Source organism: Arthrobacter sp. ISL-85 (genome assembly GCF_018613675.1).
Classification (GTDB): domain Bacteria; phylum Actinomycetota; class Actinomycetes; order Actinomycetales; family Micrococcaceae; genus Arthrobacter.
In genome coordinates, this window is record NZ_JAGGPQ010000017.1 from 210,749 (window position 1) to 228,889 (window position 18,141).

Genomic DNA, 18,141 nt, shown 5'->3' on the forward strand with positions numbered 1-18,141 from the left:
GCCAAGGAGGCGTCAGCCTTTCCTGGTGGGCTTGGGCGTAGGGGTCGGCGTTGCTGTCGGCGTCGGGGTCTCCGTGGGTGCCGGCGGCGGCGGTGGTGGTGGCGGAGCTTTTGCCACAACAATGGTGATGGTCTTTCCCTGCTCAACGGCGGCGTTGACGGGATCGCTCTGGTCCGTCACCTTGCCGGGCTCCACCTGCGAATTCTCCGTCTCAATAACTGAAGGGACCAGGCCGCGCTCCTTCAGTGCTGCCTCGGCTTCTTCGCGGCTCATGCCGCGCAGTTCAGGGACAACCACCTTGCCGGTGGACACGATGAGTTCCACGCTGGTGCCGATGCCGACGCTTTGCCCGGGTGCCGGGTTGGAGGTGATGACAATTCCGGCCGGGACAGTGGCGCTGTTGGCGGTGGTGGTTGACGGAGCGCCGGCAAGTCCCACCTGGCGAAGGATGTCCCGTGCGGCCGCCTCAGTCTTGCCGGGAAGGCTGTCCGGGATCTTCACAGAACTGGGGCCATCGGAGACATTGAGGATTACCTCGGCCCCCGGATCCAGTGAACCCCCCGCGGCGGGATCCGTGCCGATGGCGGTCCCCTTGGGCACCGTGTCGTTCGCCGCCCGCGCGATTTTGGGACGAAGGCCTGCGTTGTAGAGCTCCTGAAGCGCAGCGGTTTCCGTCATGGACGCCACCGACGGGATGGCTACCTTCGGCGGAGCGGGAGCGGGACGGTTGACCGTTTGGTACAGCCACAAGCCACCGCCGGCGAGTATCAGCAGGGTGAAGATCACCAAGGTGGCGATCCAGGCACGACGACGGGACTTCTGCCGGGCGGTCCGTTCACGTTCGGCAGGGAGGCCCAGCGGCAGCGGAGCGACCCCGTAGGCATCCGCACTGTGCCCACCCGCTCCGTGCTCATCCGCCAGTTCCAGCGGGACCGCGGGTCCGGCGTCGTTATGGAAGAGGTTGGTGGCAGCGAGCCGACCGGTGGGCGCGTCATCAAGGAAGCTGGCTCCCGTTGCAGCGAACGCCTCGGTGGGCGGTGCGGCTTGGGGAACGTGGTCATTCGGATCGGTAGGTGCCTCTGAAGCCGGGAGGGCCGGGACGGGGACTCCGGCCTTTGCAGCACGCAGGGAGCGCCGGAAGGCTGCTGCATCCTGGAACCTGTCCGCCCGGTTTTTCTGCAGGGCCTTGGCGAGGACGGTGTCCAGCGCGGGTGATACGTCAGGGTTGAGGCTGCTGGCCGGCTCCGGAATTTCGCGGACATGCTGATAGGCCACGGAAACCGGGCTGTCGCCGACGAACGGCGGCCGCGAGGTCAACATTTCGTAAAGCAGGCATGCTGCGGAGTAGAGGTCGCTGCGGGCATCAACGGTCTCGCCCCGGGCCTGTTCCGGCGAGAGGTATTGAGCGGTTCCCACCACGGCCTGGGTCTGGGTCATGGTGGCGGAGGAATCGGCGATGGCGCGGGCAATGCCGAAGTCCATCACCTTCACGGAGTTGGTGCCCGGGCAGTACATCACGTTGGCAGGCTTGATGTCCCGGTGCACGATGCCCGCCTTGTGGCTGTATTCGAGGGCTCCCAGGACGCCCAGGGAATAGTCGATCGCCTGGTTTATGGTGACCTCATTGGCGCGGATCAATTCGCGGAGGGTTTTGCCCTCAACGTATTCCATGACGATGTACGGCACGCGCACGTCCTCGCTGGAGCCGTCATGGACCACGTGTTCGCCGGTATCGAAGATGGCCACGATGGAGGGGTGGTTCAGGGCGGCAACCGCCTGCGCTTCACGTTTGAACCGTGCCTGGAACTGCGGATCCCGGGCCATATCGGGCCGGAGGAGCTTGATGGCTACGGTCCTGCCCAGGCGGGCATCGGTTCCCTTGTAGACGTCCGCCATTCCGCCGCGGCCAATGAGGTTACCCAGCTCGTAGCGCCCGTTCAGGACACGCCGGTTATCCACCGGCAGGCTGTCCTCCCGGTGCAACGGTGTGCGTGCTGACTCATTCACTGGTGGTCCAGACGATTAGGGTGCGCAGGTTGGGGGCGTTCCGGGCGTTCGGCCGGCCGCACAGGTTGCCAGGGGCGAGATCGGCGTAGGTCCCGCCACCGGTGACGACGACGTGGGGGCAGGGGTTGGGGCTGCCGTGGTGGGCGCGGGGCTGGGAGCCGTGGCGTAGATGACGGTAATGAGCGACCCCTTGGGCACTGTCCCGGTGGGGTTGAGTTCCAGCACCGTTCCAGGCGTTGCTGTGCTGCTCTCCTGCGGAATCACGGTCACCTGGAGTCCCAGTCCCGCAAGCGCAGACTGGACCTGCCGGTAATCCTTGCCCAGGTACGCGGCCGGGATCACGTTGACCGTGGCCTGGGTGGGCGTGGGGGTGGGTGTCGGCGTCGGCGTGCTCCGCGTCTGCGTAGGCGTCGCCGAAGGCGTCGCCGTCCTGCTGGGCGTCGCCGACGACGGGGGCGCGCTGCTGGTGGTGGTGCCGGAGGTGGGGTTGCCGGACGGCGAGAAGAGGCCCGCCTGGTTCAGGAGGAAGCCAACCAGGGCAAAGAGGAGCAGCAGGATCAGGGCCACCAGGGGCCACGTCCACGGGCTGCGTCCCTTGCGCCGGGGCTCGTCGGAGGGCCCGTCGTCGTACGTTTCCTCTTCCTGGTCCCAGTTCCGCTCGGCGGCCAGCGCATTTGCGCGGGCCAGCGGGCCCTGGGGCGCACCCCGTTCTGCGGCGGAAGCACCTGCGGCGCCCGCAGCCATCCCGGCGGCAGCACCTGCCGCGCCCGCGCCCAGCACCGGCAGCGCCGACGTGGCGGTGGGCGTGGAGTCATGTTGCGCTCCGATGACGCCGGTGGGGGCGGTGGCGGTGTCAACGGGGGCAGTGATGGGGCCGGTATCGGCGTCGAAAAGAAGCATCCCGGGCACTGCTGCCCGCGCTGCACCCACATCTCCGTTGCGGATGGCTTCCGCTGCTTCGGCGAGCTTGATGGCATTCGCCGGCCGGTCCTTGGGGTCCTTGGCCAGCATGGACATCAGGAGTGCCCGGACCGGAGTGGGCAGGCTTTCCGAAAGGGGCGGCGGCGGGTCGTTCACTTGGGCCAGGGCAATGGCGATCTGCGATTCGCCGGAGAAAGGGCGGTGGCCGCTGAGGCACTCGTACCCGATGACGCCGAGGGAGTAGATATCGGAGGAACCGGTGGCGGTCTGGCCCGTTGCCTGCTCCGGTGCCAGGTACTGCGCGGTTCCCATGACCTGCCCGGTCTGGGTAAGCGGGACCTGGTCGGCCAGGCGCGCGATGCCGAAGTCAGTGACCTTGACCCGACCGTCCGGGGTGATCAGGAGGTTGCCGGGCTTGACGTCACGGTGGACGAGGCCCTGGGCGTGGGCCACGGCCAGGGCGCGGGCGGTCTGCGCAATGATCGACAGGGTGCGGTCCGGCGACAGCACCTGTTCGTGCTCGATGATGCTGCTCAGTGGCTGGCCAGGGACCAGTTCCATGACCAGGTAGGCTGAGCCCTCCTCCTCGCCGTAGTCGAAGACGTTGGCGATTCCCACATGGTTCAGGAGGGCGGTGTGGCGGGCCTCCGCACGGAAGCGCTGGAGGAAGCCCGGGTCACCCGTGTACTCCTCCTTCAGCACCTTGATGGCGACGATGCGGCCCAGGACCAGGTCTTTGGCCTTCCAGACTTCCCCCATGCCGCCAATGGCAATCCGCGTGGTCAGCTGGAATCTGCCGCCGAGGGTGATTCCTGTTGTAGGCCTCACTTATTCAACACCGCCTCAAAAATCTTCTTCGCGTTAGGACTGGTCAGCTTTGCTCCCGCGTAGATGTCTACGCCTTCCATGACGATCGTGACGCTGACCTTCGGGTTGTCAGCGGGGGCGAAACCGGTGAACCACGAATTATTGGTTCCGTTTCCGAGTTCGGCGGTGCCGGTCTTGCCTGCGACCTGTACGCCGGGGACGGCGGCACCCTTGGCAATACCGTCGGTGACCACGCTGGTCATCCAATCGGTGATCTGCTTGGCGATCTCGGGCGTGGTGGACGTCCTGAGCTGGGCGGGCTGGGGCTCATCAATGACCCGCAGGTCCGGGGCCCGCAGGGTCTTAACAAGGCTGGGGGCCATCTGCGCGCCGCCGTTTGCGATGGCGTTGGTCATCATGTTGACCTGCAGCGGCGTGACCCTGACATCCTTCTGGCCGATGGCGGACTGGGCCAGGCCGGGCGCGTCCAGCTTGTCAGGGAACCCGTTCCCTGTGGCATGGCCAAGCTTCAGCTGGTCCCCGACGTCCTCGCCGAACCCGAACTTCTTGGCCTGGGCGGCGATGGCGTCGCGGCCAAGGTCCAGGGCGATGCTGGCGAACGGGGTGTTGCAGGACTGCTGCAGTGCGAAGGCGAAAGTTGCAGTGTCCCTGGTGTAGCAGTTGCCGCCGGCGTAGTTGGGCAGCTTGTACTGGATGCCGTCAAAAGGCATCTCCGCGGGGTTGGGCAGGACACTGTCCTTGTTGTACTTCCCTGAGGCCAGGGCGGCAGCGGTATCCACGAGCTTGAAGACCGAACCGGGGGCGAGGAGTTCGCCGGTGGGACCGCTGACGTTCTGGTTCAGGTTGATGCCAGGGACCTTCACCAGCTCGTTCATGTTGGCGCTTTCCGCGGTGGCGTTCTGCGTGGCGGCCAGGTTCGGGTTATAGGACGGCTTGGACGCCATGGCCAGGATGGCACCGGTCTTGGGGTTGGTGACCACGATCGAGCCGCGCTGGCCATCCGGGATCAGGCTGTAGGCAAGCTGTTGGATCTGGGGGTCGATAGTCAGTTCAACCGATGCACCCTTGGGCTGGTTGCCCAGGAAGAGTTGGCCCACCCGGTCAAGGAAGAGCTGGTCCGAGTTGCCTGCCAGCTCGGCGCCCATGGCCTGCTCGAGGCCAGTGGCTCCGTAGTTTTTCGAGAAGTAGCCGGTGAGCCCCGCATATAGCTCTGGCTGCGAGTAAGTGCGCTGGAACTTGCAGGTCTCCGAACCGGTATCCACCGACTCGGCCACGGGGGTCCCGCCAACGATGATGGCCCCGCGGTCATTGCAGTAGTTCTGCAGGATGGCGCGCTGGTTCAGCGGATTGGTCTTGAGGTCGTCGGCACCCACCACCTGCACGTAGCTGATGGCACCGAAGAGCAGGGCAAACATGGCCACTGCGGCTACCCATGAGTGTCGAATTGCCTGGTTCATGCTTGCTTCACCGCCTCGGTTGGAGTGTCAATGCCCATTGCCGCCGCCGTCGCCGTGTCGGCGGGCGGCAGTGGAGTGGTATCCACCGGACCGCGGGCAGCGTGCGAAATCATCAGCAGCAGCCCCACGATGATCCAGTTAGCCAGGAGGGATGATCCGCCGGCCGCGAGGAAGGGCGTGGTAAGCCCCGTGAGGGGAATGAGCCGGGTGACACCACCAATGACCACGAAGCACTGCAGGGCGACTGCGAAGGACAGACCGCAGGCGAGCAGTTTTCCGAAGGCGTCGCGGGTGCCGAGGGCGGCACGGAAGCCGCGCGTGATGAGCAGCAGGTACAGCAGGACGACGGCGAACAGTCCGATCAGGCCCAGTTCCTCGCCCAGTGAGGCGATGATCATGTCGCTGTTGGCGAAAGGAACAAGGTCCGGACGACCTTGGCCAAGGCCGGTGCCTACCAAGCCGCCGTTAGCCATGCCGAACAGGCCTTCGATGACCTGCCGGCTGCCGTTCTCATAGACGTCCGGGGAAAACGCGTTGAGCCAGCCGTAAACGCGTTGCTGGACGTGGGCGAACACCTGGGCCGCCACAAAGCCGCCACCAATGATCAAGGCCAGCCCGATCACCACCCAGCTGATCCGGCTGGTGGCGACGTAGATCATGACGATGAACAGGCCGAAGAACAGCACGGAGGAACCCAGGTCGCGCTGGAAGACGAGGACTCCAATGCTGACCAGCCAGGCGGTGATCATGGGGCCCATGTCCTTGAACCGCGGGAACTGCATGGGCCCGATCTTGCGGCCGGCAAGCAGGATGAGGTCGCGGTTGGAGGAGAGATACCCGGCAAAGAATATTGCCAGCGTAATTTTTGCCACTTCGCCTGGCTGGAACGTCATGGAACCAAACCTGATCCACACCCGTGCGCCCAGGACTTCCCCGGCGCTGATCCCCGGGACAAGCGGAAGGATCAGCAACAGGGCGGAGGCGGCCAGCGAAATAAAGGTGAACCGGCGAAGGATGCGGTGGTCTTTCAGGAAGAACACCACGGCGATCGCCACCGCCATGGCGATGAGGGTCCACCGGAGCTGGTTGTTTCCGGTGTCCTCCCCCGGAGCGTCCAGGCGGTGGATCATCGCCAGGCCCAGGCCGTTCAAGGCAACAACGATTGGGAGTATTACTGGATCGGCATACTTCGCGCGAAAGCGCAGCACGCCGTGGAAAACCAGGGCTGCCGCCGCCAACAGGCTGGACTGGAACCAAAAGTCGGAGTCGAAGGCCTTCTCCTGGTCCACGCCCACCAACATGTTGGCGCCGATGCCCACGACGAGGGCCACCAGCAGCAACACAAGTTCAACACTGCGGCGGGGCTTGGGCGTGGTGCTTACCTGGCTCATTTGGCCGCCTCGCAGGTGATGGTGGGAGTGGGTGAGGGGGACGGCGCCGATGGTGCAGGGGCAGGAGCGGACGCACCGGCTGCAGGCGGCGGGGCTGCCGCGCTGGCAGGGGGTGCGCTGCTTGATGGTGCGGGCGGAGTGGCGGACCCGGAAGGCTTGGGGCACTCCTCTTCGGGTGACGTGGTCCCCGTGAGCTCCAGGTTCTTGACGATCCGCTGGGCGTCGTAGAGGTCATTGGCCGGAACCGTCTGGCGGACCCGCTGCTGCGAGAACGGTGGGAGGGAGTCCATCCGGATATCCGTTACTGCCTCGAGGGAGGACAGCTGGATGGGGCCCAGCCTTTGGGACACCCCGTTGTAGATTGCCACGCGGGAATCGAACTCTCCCACGTAGTAGCGGGTCTGCGTCCAGGCGTACCCAAGCCAGAGGCCAATAGCCACCACGACCAGCACGGCGGCCGCAATGGACCAGGTCAGCCAGCGGCGTGGGCGCAGTGCCGGCAAGGCGTCTTCACCGCCGGCCGGTTCCGCCCTGTGGGTAAGGAGCGTGGCTGCGCGGCGGGCCACGGTACGTCCGGCCACGGTGGGGATGGAACCGGATTCTGCGGCGGCAGCAGCCGCACCCACCAGCTCGTGCGGGCGGGAGGCAAGTTCTTCGCGCAGGACCTCGGCGGAGAGGTGTTCCCCCAGGTGGGGGTCGGTGCTGCCGCCTTCGGCCGCGGCGGCGTCGCCGTCCTTGGCATCGCCATCTTCCGGTTCGTTAACTGGCACGGAGTCCCGCTTGGCACTACCGGGTTCCGAACCAGCCAGTTCCTTGCCGTTGTCCTCCTTGCCATCCTTCGGGGCGGGGGCAGCAGCTGTGGCGGCGGGGGCAACACCTGCCGCGGCAGCGGGCGCACTGCCCTGCACCGGCGGGACAATTTCGACCGCGGCCGTGTTGACGTCGTCGGGCGTTTCCTCCACGATGTCCACCAGGACCACGGTGACGTTGTCCGGGGAACCGGCCTCGAGGGTCAGCTCAACAAGGGTCTCGGCGCACTCATGCAGGTTGTGGGTTTCCCTGACCGTCCGTTCCACGGCATGCCCGGCAACGTAGTTCAGCCCATCCGAGCACAGCAGCCAACGGTCCCCGGGCCGGGCATCGAGGGTGTCCAGGTCCAGCTCGGGGCTCGCATCGACGTCACCCAGGACGCGCATGAGGACGTTCTTGTGAGGGTGCGTTTCCGCTTCCTCAGGCCGCAGCCGGCCTTCGTCGATGAGACGCTGGACAAAGGTGTGGTCCACGCTGACCTGCTTGAATTCGCCGTCGCGAAGCCGGTAAGCCCGTGAGTCGCCAATATGCGCGAAATGCAGTTTGCCCTCGGCCAGCAGGAGCGCGGTGACGGTGGTGCCCATGCCCGCCAGCTTCGGGTTGATGTGCACCAGCTCAGAGAGCAGGGAATTGGCAGTCTGGATTTCGTCAGCCAAAACGGTTTCGGCGTCGTCGCCGTGGTCAGGGCTGTCCAAATGGATCATGTCCAGGACCGTTGCGGCCGAGGCAACGTCGCCTCCCGCGTGCCCGCCCATGCCATCTGCAACGACAGCGAGGTGGCGGCCGGCATAAGCGGAATCATCGTTCTTGGAACGGATCCGGCCGACGTCGGACCGTGCCGCGAAGCGCATGATGAGGGGCCGCTGCGCCGGGCTGGAGCCGGTTGCGGGTTTTTCGGGAACGGCCACGGTTACGGCCTCAATTCAATGACCGTCTTGCCGATTCTCACGGGTACCCCTGGTTCAACCGGCAAGGCACGGGTAAGTTGCTGGTCTCCCAGATAGGTCCCGTTGGTGGAGCCGAGATCTTCGATGAACCAGCGGCTGCCTTGGGGGAAGAGCCTTGCGTGGCGCCCCGACGCGTAATCGTCCTCAAGAACCAGGGTGGCTTCCTGGGCGCGTCCCAAGAGGATGGGGCTGGCTGCCAATGCCAAGGTGCGGCCTTTGAGCGGTCCCTCAAGTACCACCAGTTGCCGGGCCTGCTGCTTCACGGGCTGGAGCGGCGCTTCGGCCAGTTCGGGGTTGCGCCGGACCTGTCGGGCCGTGGGTGCCCCGGCTGCCGCCTTGCGGCCCACCATGAGGTCCCGGCGCATGGCCGAGACGATGCTGAAGATGAGTACCCAAAGGAGCAGCAGGAAGCCGAACCGCAGCGCGGTGATGGTGAGGTCGCTCATGCGTGGCCGCCCTGGTTGGCAGGAAGCAGGCGGAAGATAATCTTTGTCCGTCCCATCGTGATGGTGGAGCCGTCTGTGAGTTCGGTGCTTCCGGAGACCTTTTGCCCGTTGACGTAGCTGCCGTTGGTGGACCCCAGGTCCACGGCGCTGGTGACACCGTTTGCCGTGTGGATCTCCAGGTGGCGCCGCGATACACCCGTATCTTCGATATGGATGTCTGCCTCGGATGAGCGTCCCAGGACGATGGACGGAGCGTTCAGCGAATAGCGCTGGCCCTCAATATCCAGCACCGGCTGCAGCCTGACAGGCTGCCGGTTCGGGGCCGCCGGCACGTTGGGCCGGGGCTGGGCGGCACCGGAGCCCTGCGACTTTTCCGTGGACGATGCGATTTCGAAGTCACCGGCGCGAAGCTCGCCATCGCGCCGGAATGAAATGCGGACCGGGCCCTGAAGGGTGTAGCCCTGGCTGCGCACGTGGTTGATCACGACGTCGCACAGCTCCTCGGCAAGCGGGGTGCCCCACTCCTGCGCGCGGCCGAAGTCATCGTCACTGAGCTGGACGTCGAACACATTGGGCACAAGGGTGCGTCCGGCTGCCACGGTAAGGGCTTTGTGGTCCACCTCGCGGCGGAGCCGGCTGGCGATCTCAACAGGTTCAACCTGGGCTTTGGAACCGGTGGAGAAGACACCGCGGACGGCCTTTTCAATGCCACGTTCAACCTTGTCCAGCAGACCCATGGTTCTTCTCCTTTCCCCCCGGCTCCGGGGCAGTAGTTGGTGCTGGCCAGCACCTGCATGACAGCCCACCGATGCACGGTAATGCCCGATGACGGTGGCCACTCCTACATCCGATACTAGTGGCCAGCCCTGCGAATGACCTTAATCCACAACGGCCGGGCGCCGGCAAAAGTTCGGATGCCTCCTTGTTCCGGACCATTGCGGTGCGCGCTTTCGGGGCCGGCTGCAGGCCAGGAGTTGCCTACTTTGGCAGGGTTTGCAGCCTGTTCCGGAGGCACCCGGGAGGGCGTACGGGGCCCAATTGGTAATTTGCTGCATGTGTCCGTTATGCTTGATCTCGCTGCTTTTGCAAGGCACGGAAACGGGAAACCGGTCCGGCTTAGCGGAAGAAGTTGCGCGCGAGTGGCGGAACGGCAGACGCGCTGGCTTCAGGTGCCAGTGTCCGAAAGGGCGTGGGGGTTCAAATCCCCCCTCGCGCACGCAAATAAAAGAGCCCCGGTCAAGGACCGGGGCTCTTCTGCGTTCCCGTACGAAATTCCGGTTCTGCGGGCTTGCACCTCCGTCCGGACGTTGCACCCACGCGTTCCCGGGTGCTTCGTCCAGTGGCGGGTGCGTTCAGCGGTTGGCCGGCGCCGGCGGCCGGGACCCCGTGCTAACTGGACGGGCGCGCGGAAGCCTTGAACCGGCGTCGTGAGTTGGCCAGGTGGCTGCGCATCGCTGCCGCCGCCGCAGCTTCGTCGCCGTCGGCGATCGCCTCCAGGATGGACCGGTGCTCCTGGACCACCTGGTCAAAATGGTCCCGGGCGTAATGCTCGACGCCGGTCATCAGGCGGGTGCGCGGCATGGCAATCATGGTTTGGCCCAGGGCCGCCAGGCAATCCGAGTAATAAGGGTTGCCTGATGCTGCAGCCACGGCCCGGTGGAACTCGAAGTCCGATTTCATGGCATGGGCGGGGTGACCGGCGCTTTCGGTGAAGGCGTCAAGTGCCGTGCTGACCGCGCGCAGCTGTCGGTCCGTGTGATTCCGGGCGGCCAGGGCCGCAGCTTCCGTCTCCACCCCCATGCGGAAGGCCAGCAGGTGCAGCCGGTCCTCGGTAGTGGCGACCGGACGGACGCCCGGCACTGCCAGCGGCCCTTCCGTGGGGGGAGTGAGGGCGAAGCTGCCGCGTCCGCGTTCGGTCTCCACGAGTCCTTCCGCCTGCAGCCGGGTGAGGGCGGCCCGGACCACGGTCCGACTGACGCCGAAGTCACTGATGAGAGTGTTCTCGCTGGGCAGCTTTTCGCCCGGCTGGATCACGCCGTCGACAATGCGGTTGCGAAGGTCAGCGGCAAGGTCCGCGGTGAGGTTCCGGCTCATGGCTAAAGATTACGGCTTCGGGGTTACGCGCCGAACTCCACGCTCTCGGTGGTCCAGGCGCGTGCCTGGTCGCTCAGCGTGACGCCGAGGCCGGGGCGGTCCGGGACGATCATCCGGCCGTCCTTGGTTTCCAGGCGTTCGTTGAACAACGGGTCCAGCCAGTCGAAGTGCTCCACCCAGGGCTCCCGCGGGTACGCAGCGGCGAGGTGGAGGTGGATTTCCATGGCGAAGTGTGGGGCCAGGTCCAGTCCGCGTTCGTCGGCGAGGGCGGCGAGGCGGAGGAACTGGGTGATGCCGCCGACCCGGGGGGCATCGGGTTGGATGATGTCGCAGCCGTTGGCGCCGATGAGGCCCTTGTGCTCGGCCACGGAAGCGAGCATCTCACCGGTGGCGATGGGGGTGTCCAGGACCTGAGCCAGATGGGCATGGCCCTCGAAGTCGTAGGCGTCCAGCGGCTCTTCGATCCAGGTGAGGTCGAATTCCTCGAGGCGGCGTCCCATGCGGAGGGCGGTGGCGCGGTCCCACTGCTGGTTGGCGTCCACCATGAGCGGCACGTCCCAACCGATATGTTCGCGGACTCCGGCAACGCGGCGCAGGTCCTCCTTGTTGTCCGGCAGCCCCACTTTGATTTTGATGCCGCCTATCCCCTCCTCGATCGATTGGGTGGCACGCGCCTTTACTTCGTCCAGGGTGGCGTTGAGGAAGCCGCCGGAGGTGTTGTAGGTCCGTACGGAGTCGCGGTAGGAGCCCAGGAACTTTGCCAGCGGCAGCCCGGCGCGCTTGGCCTTGAGGTCGTACAAGGCGATGTCGACGGCGGCGAGGGCCTGGCTGGCGACGCCGGACCTGCCCACGGACGCGCCGGCCCACAGGAGCTTGGTGTAAATCCTGGCGATGTCATTGGGGTCCTCGCCGATGAGGCCTTCGGCAACTTCCTTGGCGTGCGCGTACTGCGCGGGGCCGCCGGCACGTTTGGAGTAGCTGAAGCCGATGCCCGAGTGGCCCAGCTCGGTAGTGACCTCGGCGAACAGGAACACCACCTCCGTCATGGGCTTCTGCCGGCCGGTGAATACCTTGGCGTCGCTGATGGGGACGGCGAGGGGAAGGCGCGCGGTGGACAGTTTGACGTGCCGGATCAGGTCGACGGTGCTCATGAATCCTCCTAGAGGCGGGACGGGGCTCCTTCGCCCACAGCCATAGGATATAAGTACACTACTTGTATTACAAGTAGCGTTTAGCTTCGCAGTGCACCCAATCCGGAGACCAGGGCCTCGAGGCCCAGCCGGAAGGCAGCGTCCGCCTGGCGCCCCCGCTCCTGGCGGCCTGGTTCGCCAATGCCGGCGGACGCGCCGGACGCGGCAGAGGAACTCCGCACGGCCGCCGTGAAGTGCGGCGTGGAATCTGCCATGGACCCGGACTCGAAGATGTCCTCCGGTGCCGTGACGTCGTACGCAGAGCCGAAGATAAAGGACTCCAGTGCCACGATGGCGGGGACGATGCCCTCCTGGGGAAACCCGGCGTCGGAGAATCCCTTGCTGACGGTCTCATACATGGCAAGGGTCTGCGGGGCGTCGGTCACGGGCAGGACCGCGATCACCGGGATCAGCGGAGTGTGGGCGGCGAAAACGTCCCGGTAGCTCCAGGCCCAGGTGCGGACGGCGTCCTCCCAGCTGCCGGCTTCGAAACCCGAGACATTCACCAGGGACATCAGGTGATCCTCAACCAGGAGCAGTACGTCCTGTTTTGCTGCCACATGGTTATAGAGGGCGGAGGGCGCCACGTCGAGCATCTTGGCAAGCGCGGCCATGGTCAGTCCGTCGTAGCCCTTGCGGCTGACCAGTTCCAGCGCGGCTGCCGTGATCCCCGCCTTGTCCAGCACTGCAGCCGACGGCCGGCCTGCCCGCCTCCTCTGTCCAGCGGCAGTGCTGGTGGAGCGCCCCTGTGCGGCTGATACTGCCGGCATTGCTGCCCTTTCGTCGATGTCCCCTGCATTATTCCATCCAGCACTTCCGCTCCCGGCGGTCACCGGCTATAGTTCTAGCTAAATGAATGGCATTCATTTAGTGGTCCCCGTCACTAAGGGCCGCAGAAAGGACATCATGCTGAACCTGAACCGCGACGTCGTGGTCGTTGGAGCCGGGCCGTCCGGACTCACCGCCGCCCGTGAACTGAAGAAAGCCGGCCTTAGCGTCGCAGTGCTGGAGGCACGCGACCGGGTGGGCGGCCGCACCTGGACCGACACCGTGGACGGCGCCCTGCTCGAGATCGGCGGCCAGTGGGTTTCCCCGGACCAGACCGCCCTCCTGGAACTGCTCCAGGAACTGAACCTGGAAACCTACCCGCGCTACCGCGACGGCGAGTCCATCTATGTCGGCACCGACGGCGCACCTGTGCGCTACACGGGGGACACCTTCCCCGTGGACGCGGAGACCGCCGTCGAAATGGACCGTCTGGTGGCACTGCTGGATGGGCTCGCCGCGGAGGTTGGACCCACCGAACCCTGGGCCCACCCGAAAGCCCGCGAGCTGGACATCATCTCCTTCCACCACTGGCTGCGGCAGACCTCCGCCAATGAGGAAGCGTGCAGGAACATCGGCCTGTTCATCGCCGGCGGTATGCTCACCAAGCCCGCGCACTCCTTCTCCGCCCTGCAGGCCGTCCTGATGGCCGCCTCGGCCGGGTCCTTCACCCACCTGACGGATGAGGACTTCATCCTGGACCGCCGCGTGGTGGGAGGCATGCAGCAGGTCTCGCTGCTGCAGGCAAGGGAACTGGGGGAGGATGTGGTCCTCGGCTCCCCGGTGCGCAGCATTAACTGGGAGCCGGATACCGACGGCGGCCACCGCGTAACCGTTGAATCTGACCGCGCCACCGTCACTGCCCGGTTCGTGATCATGGCCGTGCCGCCCAATCTCTACTCCCGCGTCTCCTTTAATCCGCCGTTGCCGCGCCGCCAGCACCAGATGCACCAGCACCAGTCGCTGGGCCTGGTCATCAAGGTGCATGCCGTCTACAGCACCCCGTTCTGGCGGGATAGAGGGCTCTCCGGCACCTGCTTCGGCGCCGATGCGCTGGTCCAGGAGGTCTACGACAACACCAACCATAACGATGCCCGTGGAACCCTGGTGGGCTTCGTTTCCGATGAGAAGGCCGACGCCGTCTTCGAATTGAGTGCCGAAGAGCGCAAGAAGGCGATTCTTGCATCCATTGGCGGCTACCTCGGTGACGAGGCGCTCACCCCCGAGGTCTACTACGAGTCCGACTGGGGCTCCGAGGAATGGACCCGCGGCGCCTACGCAGCCAGTTATGACCTGGGCGGACTCCACCGCTACGGCAAGGACCAGTTGGCCCCGGTGGGCCCCATCTACTGGTCCTCATCGGACCTCGCCGCGGAAGGCTACCAGCACGTGGACGGTGCCATCCGGATGGGCCGCATTACCGCGGCGCGGATTGCCGAGGTAGCCAAGGTCCCGGTGTCATCCGGCTGGTAAATAAGCATGCTTACTAATAGGCTGGCGGCGGGGAGCGTCCCCGGCTTTTCGACGAATGAGGTGAGGCATGACTGACGCCCAGGGCATCAGCAAGGTTACTGAGATCATCAACGATTCCAAGATCGGTATGGTCACCACCATCGACGAAGAAGGCGCCCTCGTCAGCCGGCCGCTGGCCGTCCAGGAGGTAAAGGACGACGGCGACATGTGGTTCTTCACAGGCCTCGGCACCTCGCAGGTTGCGCACGTCCGGGCTGATCCGCGTGTCAACGTCGCCTTTGGCAAGAACACCGAATGGGTTTCCGTGGCCGGGACCGCCGAGGTGGTCACGGACCGGACCAAGATCCACGAACTGTGGAACCAGGTTGTTGAGGCCTGGTTCCCGGACGGGCCGGACACCCCCGAGGTATGCCTCCTGCGGGTGGACTCGGATTCCGCAGAGTACTGGACCAGTCCCGGTGGTACCGCAGCCACGGTATTGCAGTGGGTCAAGTCCAAGGTGACGAACAGCCGGATGAGCGTCGGCGAGAGCGGCACTGTGGAACTGTAGCGAAGACTATCGGCACGGGGCGGGGCGGCTACGGCAGTTCCGCCCCTTTCAATGCCTGCAGAAGTGCCGGCAGCAGCACGTCATTGCGACCCCACACGGGATCCAGGATCTCCACGTACCAGGAATCCGCCAGCAGGAGGGCCAGGGCGTCATTGGTCTCCCCGGCCCAGTCCTGGATCTGCGCCTCCTCCACGGGGTTTTCGCTGGAGCCGAGCACCGTGGTGATTTCCGTTCCGGCCAAGGTCACGGGAATGGCGGCGCTGCTTGCCTCGCCCGGAGCATGGGCCACGGTCACCAGTTCGGTGCGGGTGGACAGCGCCAGCAGTTCACCCGCGGTGGCGGCGCTGCAAAAGCCGGTCACGTACTCGCGCTGTGCTGCATCTTTCGAACGGATGCCCGGCTGCGACTCCCTGGTGAAGATCCCGTTGCGGTTCAGCTCCGCCAGGGCTGCGGCTATTGGTTGAGTCTCGGCGTCGAACGCGGCGGCAAAATGTCCAGGCTGGTACGAACTACCGCCTTCCAGCCAGCGGGCCGTCAGCTCGCCGGCGGCCTCCAGCGTGGTGGCTTGCCGCCAGACTCCCCGGTCTTCCAGCAGCCGGCCGTACTCGTCATGGACAGGCAGTTCCTCAGGCTTCATCTTGGGATGCTATCGCCGGGACTCAGGACCAATCCAACCCTGCGACACAGCAGTTAACCTCAGCCGGCCTGCTTCGCCTGCAGGCCGGCCGGAATTCCCGCCGCCCGCTCCGCCGCAGCGAGCGACGCAGCCAAGGTTCCGACGGCGTCCGGATAGCCCTTGTGGGTGGCAGTCCGCAATTGGTCAGCCGTCCGCATAGCCTTGATCAGCGCGGACGTCTCCGGGAGCCGCACGTCGGTCAACTCCGGGTAGTCGATGCTGCAGCCCGGATCCAGCTCATAGCGCCGCCACCGCAGCATGAGCTCATCATGCTGCATCCGCGCGGCCTGGTGGGCAGAAAGCTGCTGCCGGTGGTCACGCCGGGCAGCGTGCCATGCCAGCAATCTTGGGCTTCCCCGGTAGGCGGAAATGCCGGAAGCGGCAGCTGCCCCAGCCAGCAACAGGCCGGCCCAGGGCGACACCAGCGTTGGGATCAACAAGGCAGGGAGGGCCACGCAGGAACCAAGGAAGAGGTCCCAAAAAACCTGGTCCGAAGCCTCCGGACTGCTACTTGCGGGCGCCAGGAACCGCCGTCTTACAACGAAAACGGTGACGGCAACGCTGGCCACCAACACCGGGCCGCAGAGCAGGAGCGCCCACGCAACTTGAAGCAGTCCCTGGGTCAAGGACCCCGCCACGACTGACATCCTGCACCTCCAGCGACCGTCATTCCCATAACGACTTGGCCCCGGCCGGAGAGCCCGGGCTGGTCCTTCCATTGCACCGTCTTCCGGGCACAGCGTCAATGGCTGCAGAAAGGAACGGCAGGCACTCCAAAGGGCGCCACCAGGGGCGGTACCGTGGGACCATGCGACTCAAAATGTGCAGCATCCACGTCCAGGACCCCGCCGCCGCCCACGCCTTTTACACCGGCACGCTGGGCTTTGACACGCTTATGTCCATGCCGGAGTACAACCTGTACATCATCAAGGATCCGGGGGCGGACGACAGTTCCGTGGGGCTGCTCCTGGAACCCAGCGACAACCCGATCGGCGCCAACTACATGAATGCCGTGCGCGAGGCGGGCCTTCCCGCCATTGTCTTTGGGGTGCCCGATGTGCAGGCCGAGTATGACCGCCTGCTGGCTGCCGGGGTGAGTTTCAAGACGCCGCCCACCACCGATCCGTTCGGGACCAGTGCCGTGTTCGACGACGGCTGCGGCAACTACGTCCAGATCCACCAGGACTAAGGGCCCGGGGCAGACAGGGGACTACGCCTGTGCGCGGTCTTTCTTGGCCTGCTTCTTTGCGGCTTCGTCCTTGACCCGCTGGGCTTCGGAGCGGACCGCCGCGTGCGTTGCGCGTTCGGTGACCAGCCACTGCGGCGGAGCCTGGAGCAGCGCGGTGATTTCCGCCGTCGTCAGCGCTTCCTCCACGCCGCCGCGTGCCAGGCCGCTGATGGACACGTTCAGCTTTTGGGCCACCACGGGACGGGGGTGTGGCCCGTTGCGGCGGAGTTCCGCGAGCCATTCCGGTGGGTTGGCCTGAAGTTCGGCGAACTCCTCGCGGGTAATGGTTGAATCCTGGAACTCCTGCGGGGTGGCCGGCAGGTAGATGCCAAGTTTCTTGGCAACGGTGGCCGGCTTCATGGACTGGGAGTTTGCAGAGGTCATGCTTCAAGGGTATCCGGGCGGCGGGTACTGTGAAGACGTGCCCGCCGACAATACCCCCACGCCTGATGCCCAATCCTCGCCTGATGAGCCGGCCCCCCGGGTGCTGCGAGTCGCTTATGTGGCAGGGGTAACTCCGGGCAAATGGATCCGGCGCTGGGAAGAGCGGATGCCGCATATTCCGCTTGAGGTATTTATGGTCGACGACGGCGCCCAGCTTGGAGTGCTGCAGGACCACAAGGCGGACATGGGCTTCGTTCGCCTGCCCATTGAACGCGAGGGCCTCAGCGTCATCCCGTTGTACGAGGAACAGCCAGTAGTCGTGGCCCCTAAGGGCCACGAGATCTCGGTGTTCGAGGAAGTGGCCCTTGCCGACCTTACGCAAGAATCCTTCCTCGATGCGGCAGCCCTGGGCGGACCGGAAGCGGCGCTCCAGTTGGTTGCCGCCGGCGCAGGCCTGTTGATCCTCCCTATGTCGGTGGCCCGCCATTTCAACGTCAAAGACACTGTGGCGCGCAGGCTCACCGGCGCCGAGGGGACCGGGATCGCGCTGGCCTGGCCGGCGGAGGCTACGGACGACGTGCTGGAGGAATTCATCGGCGTAGTGCGGGGCCGCACCGCGCAGAGCTCACGGCAGCCCTCAGCCCAGCCGCAGAAGGTGAAGAAGGAACCCAAGCCGGACCGCCGTGGCACCGGCGCCAAGAAAGCGCCTAAGGTAGCACAGCGCTACGCCCCCAACCCTGACAAGGGCCGTGGCAAGGGGTCGCGGAAGAAGGGCAAACGCTAGCCCCGGCCCCACGGACCGGTGGTGGTCATAAGGGCAACAGAAAAGCCGGCCCCACAACGCTCGGAGCCGGCTTTTCTGTAGTGCGTGGTTGGGTTACCCACGTGTACTAGGTGTTTTGGATGTTGTCTTT

The 18,141-nt window shown here is 65.5% G+C and carries 17 protein-coding genes and 1 tRNA gene; 5 read left to right on the forward strand and 13 right to left on the reverse strand.

Annotation, left to right across the window (positions count from 1 at the left end; all coding sequences use genetic code 11):
• Nucleotides 1-12 precede the first annotated feature (12 nt).
• From pknB to J7I84_RS14180, 7 genes are read right to left on the reverse strand one after another with little or no spacing between them, the layout of a single operon-like run.
• Nucleotides 13-2,007, reverse strand: coding sequence for a Stk1 family PASTA domain-containing Ser/Thr kinase (gene pknB, locus J7I84_RS14150; protein WP_311381146.1), 1,995 nt, complete (start codon nucleotides 2,005-2,007; stop codon nucleotides 13-15).
• A 15-nt stretch (nucleotides 2,008-2,022) separates the two neighbouring features.
• Nucleotides 2,023-3,756, reverse strand: a complete 1,734-nt coding sequence (locus J7I84_RS14155; protein ID WP_214945185.1) for a serine/threonine-protein kinase — start codon at nucleotides 3,754-3,756, stop codon at nucleotides 2,023-2,025.
• A complete protein-coding gene (locus J7I84_RS14160; RefSeq protein ID WP_214945186.1) occupies nucleotides 3,753-5,213 on the reverse strand; it encodes a penicillin-binding protein 2 in 1,461 nt (486 codons plus the stop codon). Before J7I84_RS14160 ends, J7I84_RS14155 begins: the two co-directional genes overlap by 4 nt.
• The gene (locus J7I84_RS14165) at nucleotides 5,210-6,604 is read right to left on the reverse strand and encodes an FtsW/RodA/SpoVE family cell cycle protein (protein ID WP_214945187.1); all 1,395 of its coding nucleotides are present in this window, start codon (nucleotides 6,602-6,604) and stop codon (nucleotides 5,210-5,212) included. Before J7I84_RS14165 ends, J7I84_RS14160 begins: the two co-directional genes overlap by 4 nt.
• A complete protein-coding gene (locus tag J7I84_RS14170) occupies nucleotides 6,601-8,322 on the reverse strand; it encodes a PP2C family serine/threonine-protein phosphatase (RefSeq protein ID WP_214945188.1) in 1,722 nt (573 codons plus the stop codon). The genes J7I84_RS14165 and J7I84_RS14170 overlap by 4 nt, the downstream gene beginning before the upstream one ends.
• Before the next feature lie 2 nt (nucleotides 8,323-8,324).
• On the reverse strand, nucleotides 8,325-8,807 hold the full coding sequence (locus tag J7I84_RS14175) for an FHA domain-containing protein (protein WP_214945189.1): 483 nt from the start codon (nucleotides 8,805-8,807) through the stop codon (nucleotides 8,325-8,327).
• Entirely contained in the window at nucleotides 8,804-9,544 is a 741-nt protein-coding gene (locus J7I84_RS14180; protein WP_214945190.1) for a DUF3662 and FHA domain-containing protein, read from the reverse strand. The genes J7I84_RS14175 and J7I84_RS14180 overlap by 4 nt, the downstream gene beginning before the upstream one ends.
• 396 nt (nucleotides 9,545-9,940) lie before the next feature.
• Here J7I84_RS14180 and J7I84_RS14185 point away from each other — a divergent pair.
• A tRNA-Leu gene (locus J7I84_RS14185) sits at nucleotides 9,941-10,023 on the forward strand.
• A 173-nt stretch (nucleotides 10,024-10,196) separates the two neighbouring features.
• Here the strand turns inward: J7I84_RS14185 and J7I84_RS14190 are convergent.
• The 3 genes from J7I84_RS14190 to J7I84_RS14200 form a co-directional block, all read right to left on the reverse strand.
• Complete coding sequence (locus tag J7I84_RS14190) at nucleotides 10,197-10,901, reverse strand: FadR/GntR family transcriptional regulator (protein ID WP_214945191.1); 705 nt, start codon at nucleotides 10,899-10,901, stop codon at nucleotides 10,197-10,199.
• A gap of 23 nt (nucleotides 10,902-10,924) precedes the next feature.
• Entirely contained in the window at nucleotides 10,925-12,052 is a 1,128-nt protein-coding gene (locus J7I84_RS14195) for an L-talarate/galactarate dehydratase (protein ID WP_214945192.1), read from the reverse strand.
• Nucleotides 12,053-12,132: 80 nt separating this feature from the next.
• A complete protein-coding gene (locus J7I84_RS14200) occupies nucleotides 12,133-12,861 on the reverse strand; it encodes a TetR/AcrR family transcriptional regulator (protein WP_214945193.1) in 729 nt (242 codons plus the stop codon).
• 82 nt (nucleotides 12,862-12,943) lie between these two features.
• Here J7I84_RS14200 and J7I84_RS14205 point away from each other — a divergent pair, with 82 nt between their 5' ends.
• Together J7I84_RS14205 and J7I84_RS14210 are read left to right on the forward strand one after the other, a co-directional pair.
• A complete protein-coding gene (locus J7I84_RS14205; RefSeq protein ID WP_214945194.1) occupies nucleotides 12,944-14,389 on the forward strand; it encodes an NAD(P)/FAD-dependent oxidoreductase in 1,446 nt (481 codons plus the stop codon).
• A gap of 67 nt (nucleotides 14,390-14,456) precedes the next feature.
• On the forward strand, nucleotides 14,457-14,939 hold the full coding sequence (locus J7I84_RS14210) for a pyridoxamine 5'-phosphate oxidase family protein (protein WP_214945195.1): 483 nt from the start codon (nucleotides 14,457-14,459) through the stop codon (nucleotides 14,937-14,939).
• Nucleotides 14,940-14,967: 28 nt separating this feature from the next.
• On the opposite strand, the gene J7I84_RS14215 is transcribed toward J7I84_RS14210, so the two are convergent.
• Together J7I84_RS14215 and J7I84_RS14220 are read right to left on the reverse strand one after the other, a co-directional pair.
• On the reverse strand, nucleotides 14,968-15,576 hold the full coding sequence (locus tag J7I84_RS14215) for a DUF6919 domain-containing protein (RefSeq protein ID WP_214945196.1): 609 nt from the start codon (nucleotides 15,574-15,576) through the stop codon (nucleotides 14,968-14,970).
• 59 nt (nucleotides 15,577-15,635) lie between these two features.
• Nucleotides 15,636-16,262 carry a hypothetical protein gene (locus J7I84_RS14220; RefSeq protein ID WP_214945197.1) on the reverse strand — a complete coding sequence of 209 codons (627 nt, stop codon included), beginning with the start codon at nucleotides 16,260-16,262 and terminating at the stop codon, nucleotides 15,636-15,638.
• A 161-nt stretch (nucleotides 16,263-16,423) separates the two neighbouring features.
• On the opposite strand from J7I84_RS14220, the gene J7I84_RS14225 reads away from it, so the two are divergent.
• Nucleotides 16,424-16,804: a VOC family protein gene (locus J7I84_RS14225; protein WP_214945198.1), complete on the forward strand. Its 381-nt coding sequence runs from the start codon at nucleotides 16,424-16,426 to the stop codon at nucleotides 16,802-16,804.
• A 21-nt stretch (nucleotides 16,805-16,825) separates the two neighbouring features.
• On the opposite strand, the gene J7I84_RS14230 is transcribed toward J7I84_RS14225, so the two are convergent.
• Entirely contained in the window at nucleotides 16,826-17,227 is a 402-nt protein-coding gene (locus J7I84_RS14230) for a DUF5997 family protein (RefSeq protein ID WP_214945199.1), read from the reverse strand.
• Here J7I84_RS14230 and J7I84_RS14235 point away from each other — a divergent pair.
• Nucleotides 17,190-18,011 (forward strand): LysR family substrate-binding domain-containing protein, encoded by an 822-nt coding sequence (locus J7I84_RS14235; RefSeq protein ID WP_396020070.1) that lies wholly within the window; start codon nucleotides 17,190-17,192, stop codon nucleotides 18,009-18,011. The two genes, J7I84_RS14230 and J7I84_RS14235, sit on opposite strands and share 38 nt — an antisense overlap.
• Nucleotides 18,012-18,141 lie beyond the last annotated feature (130 nt).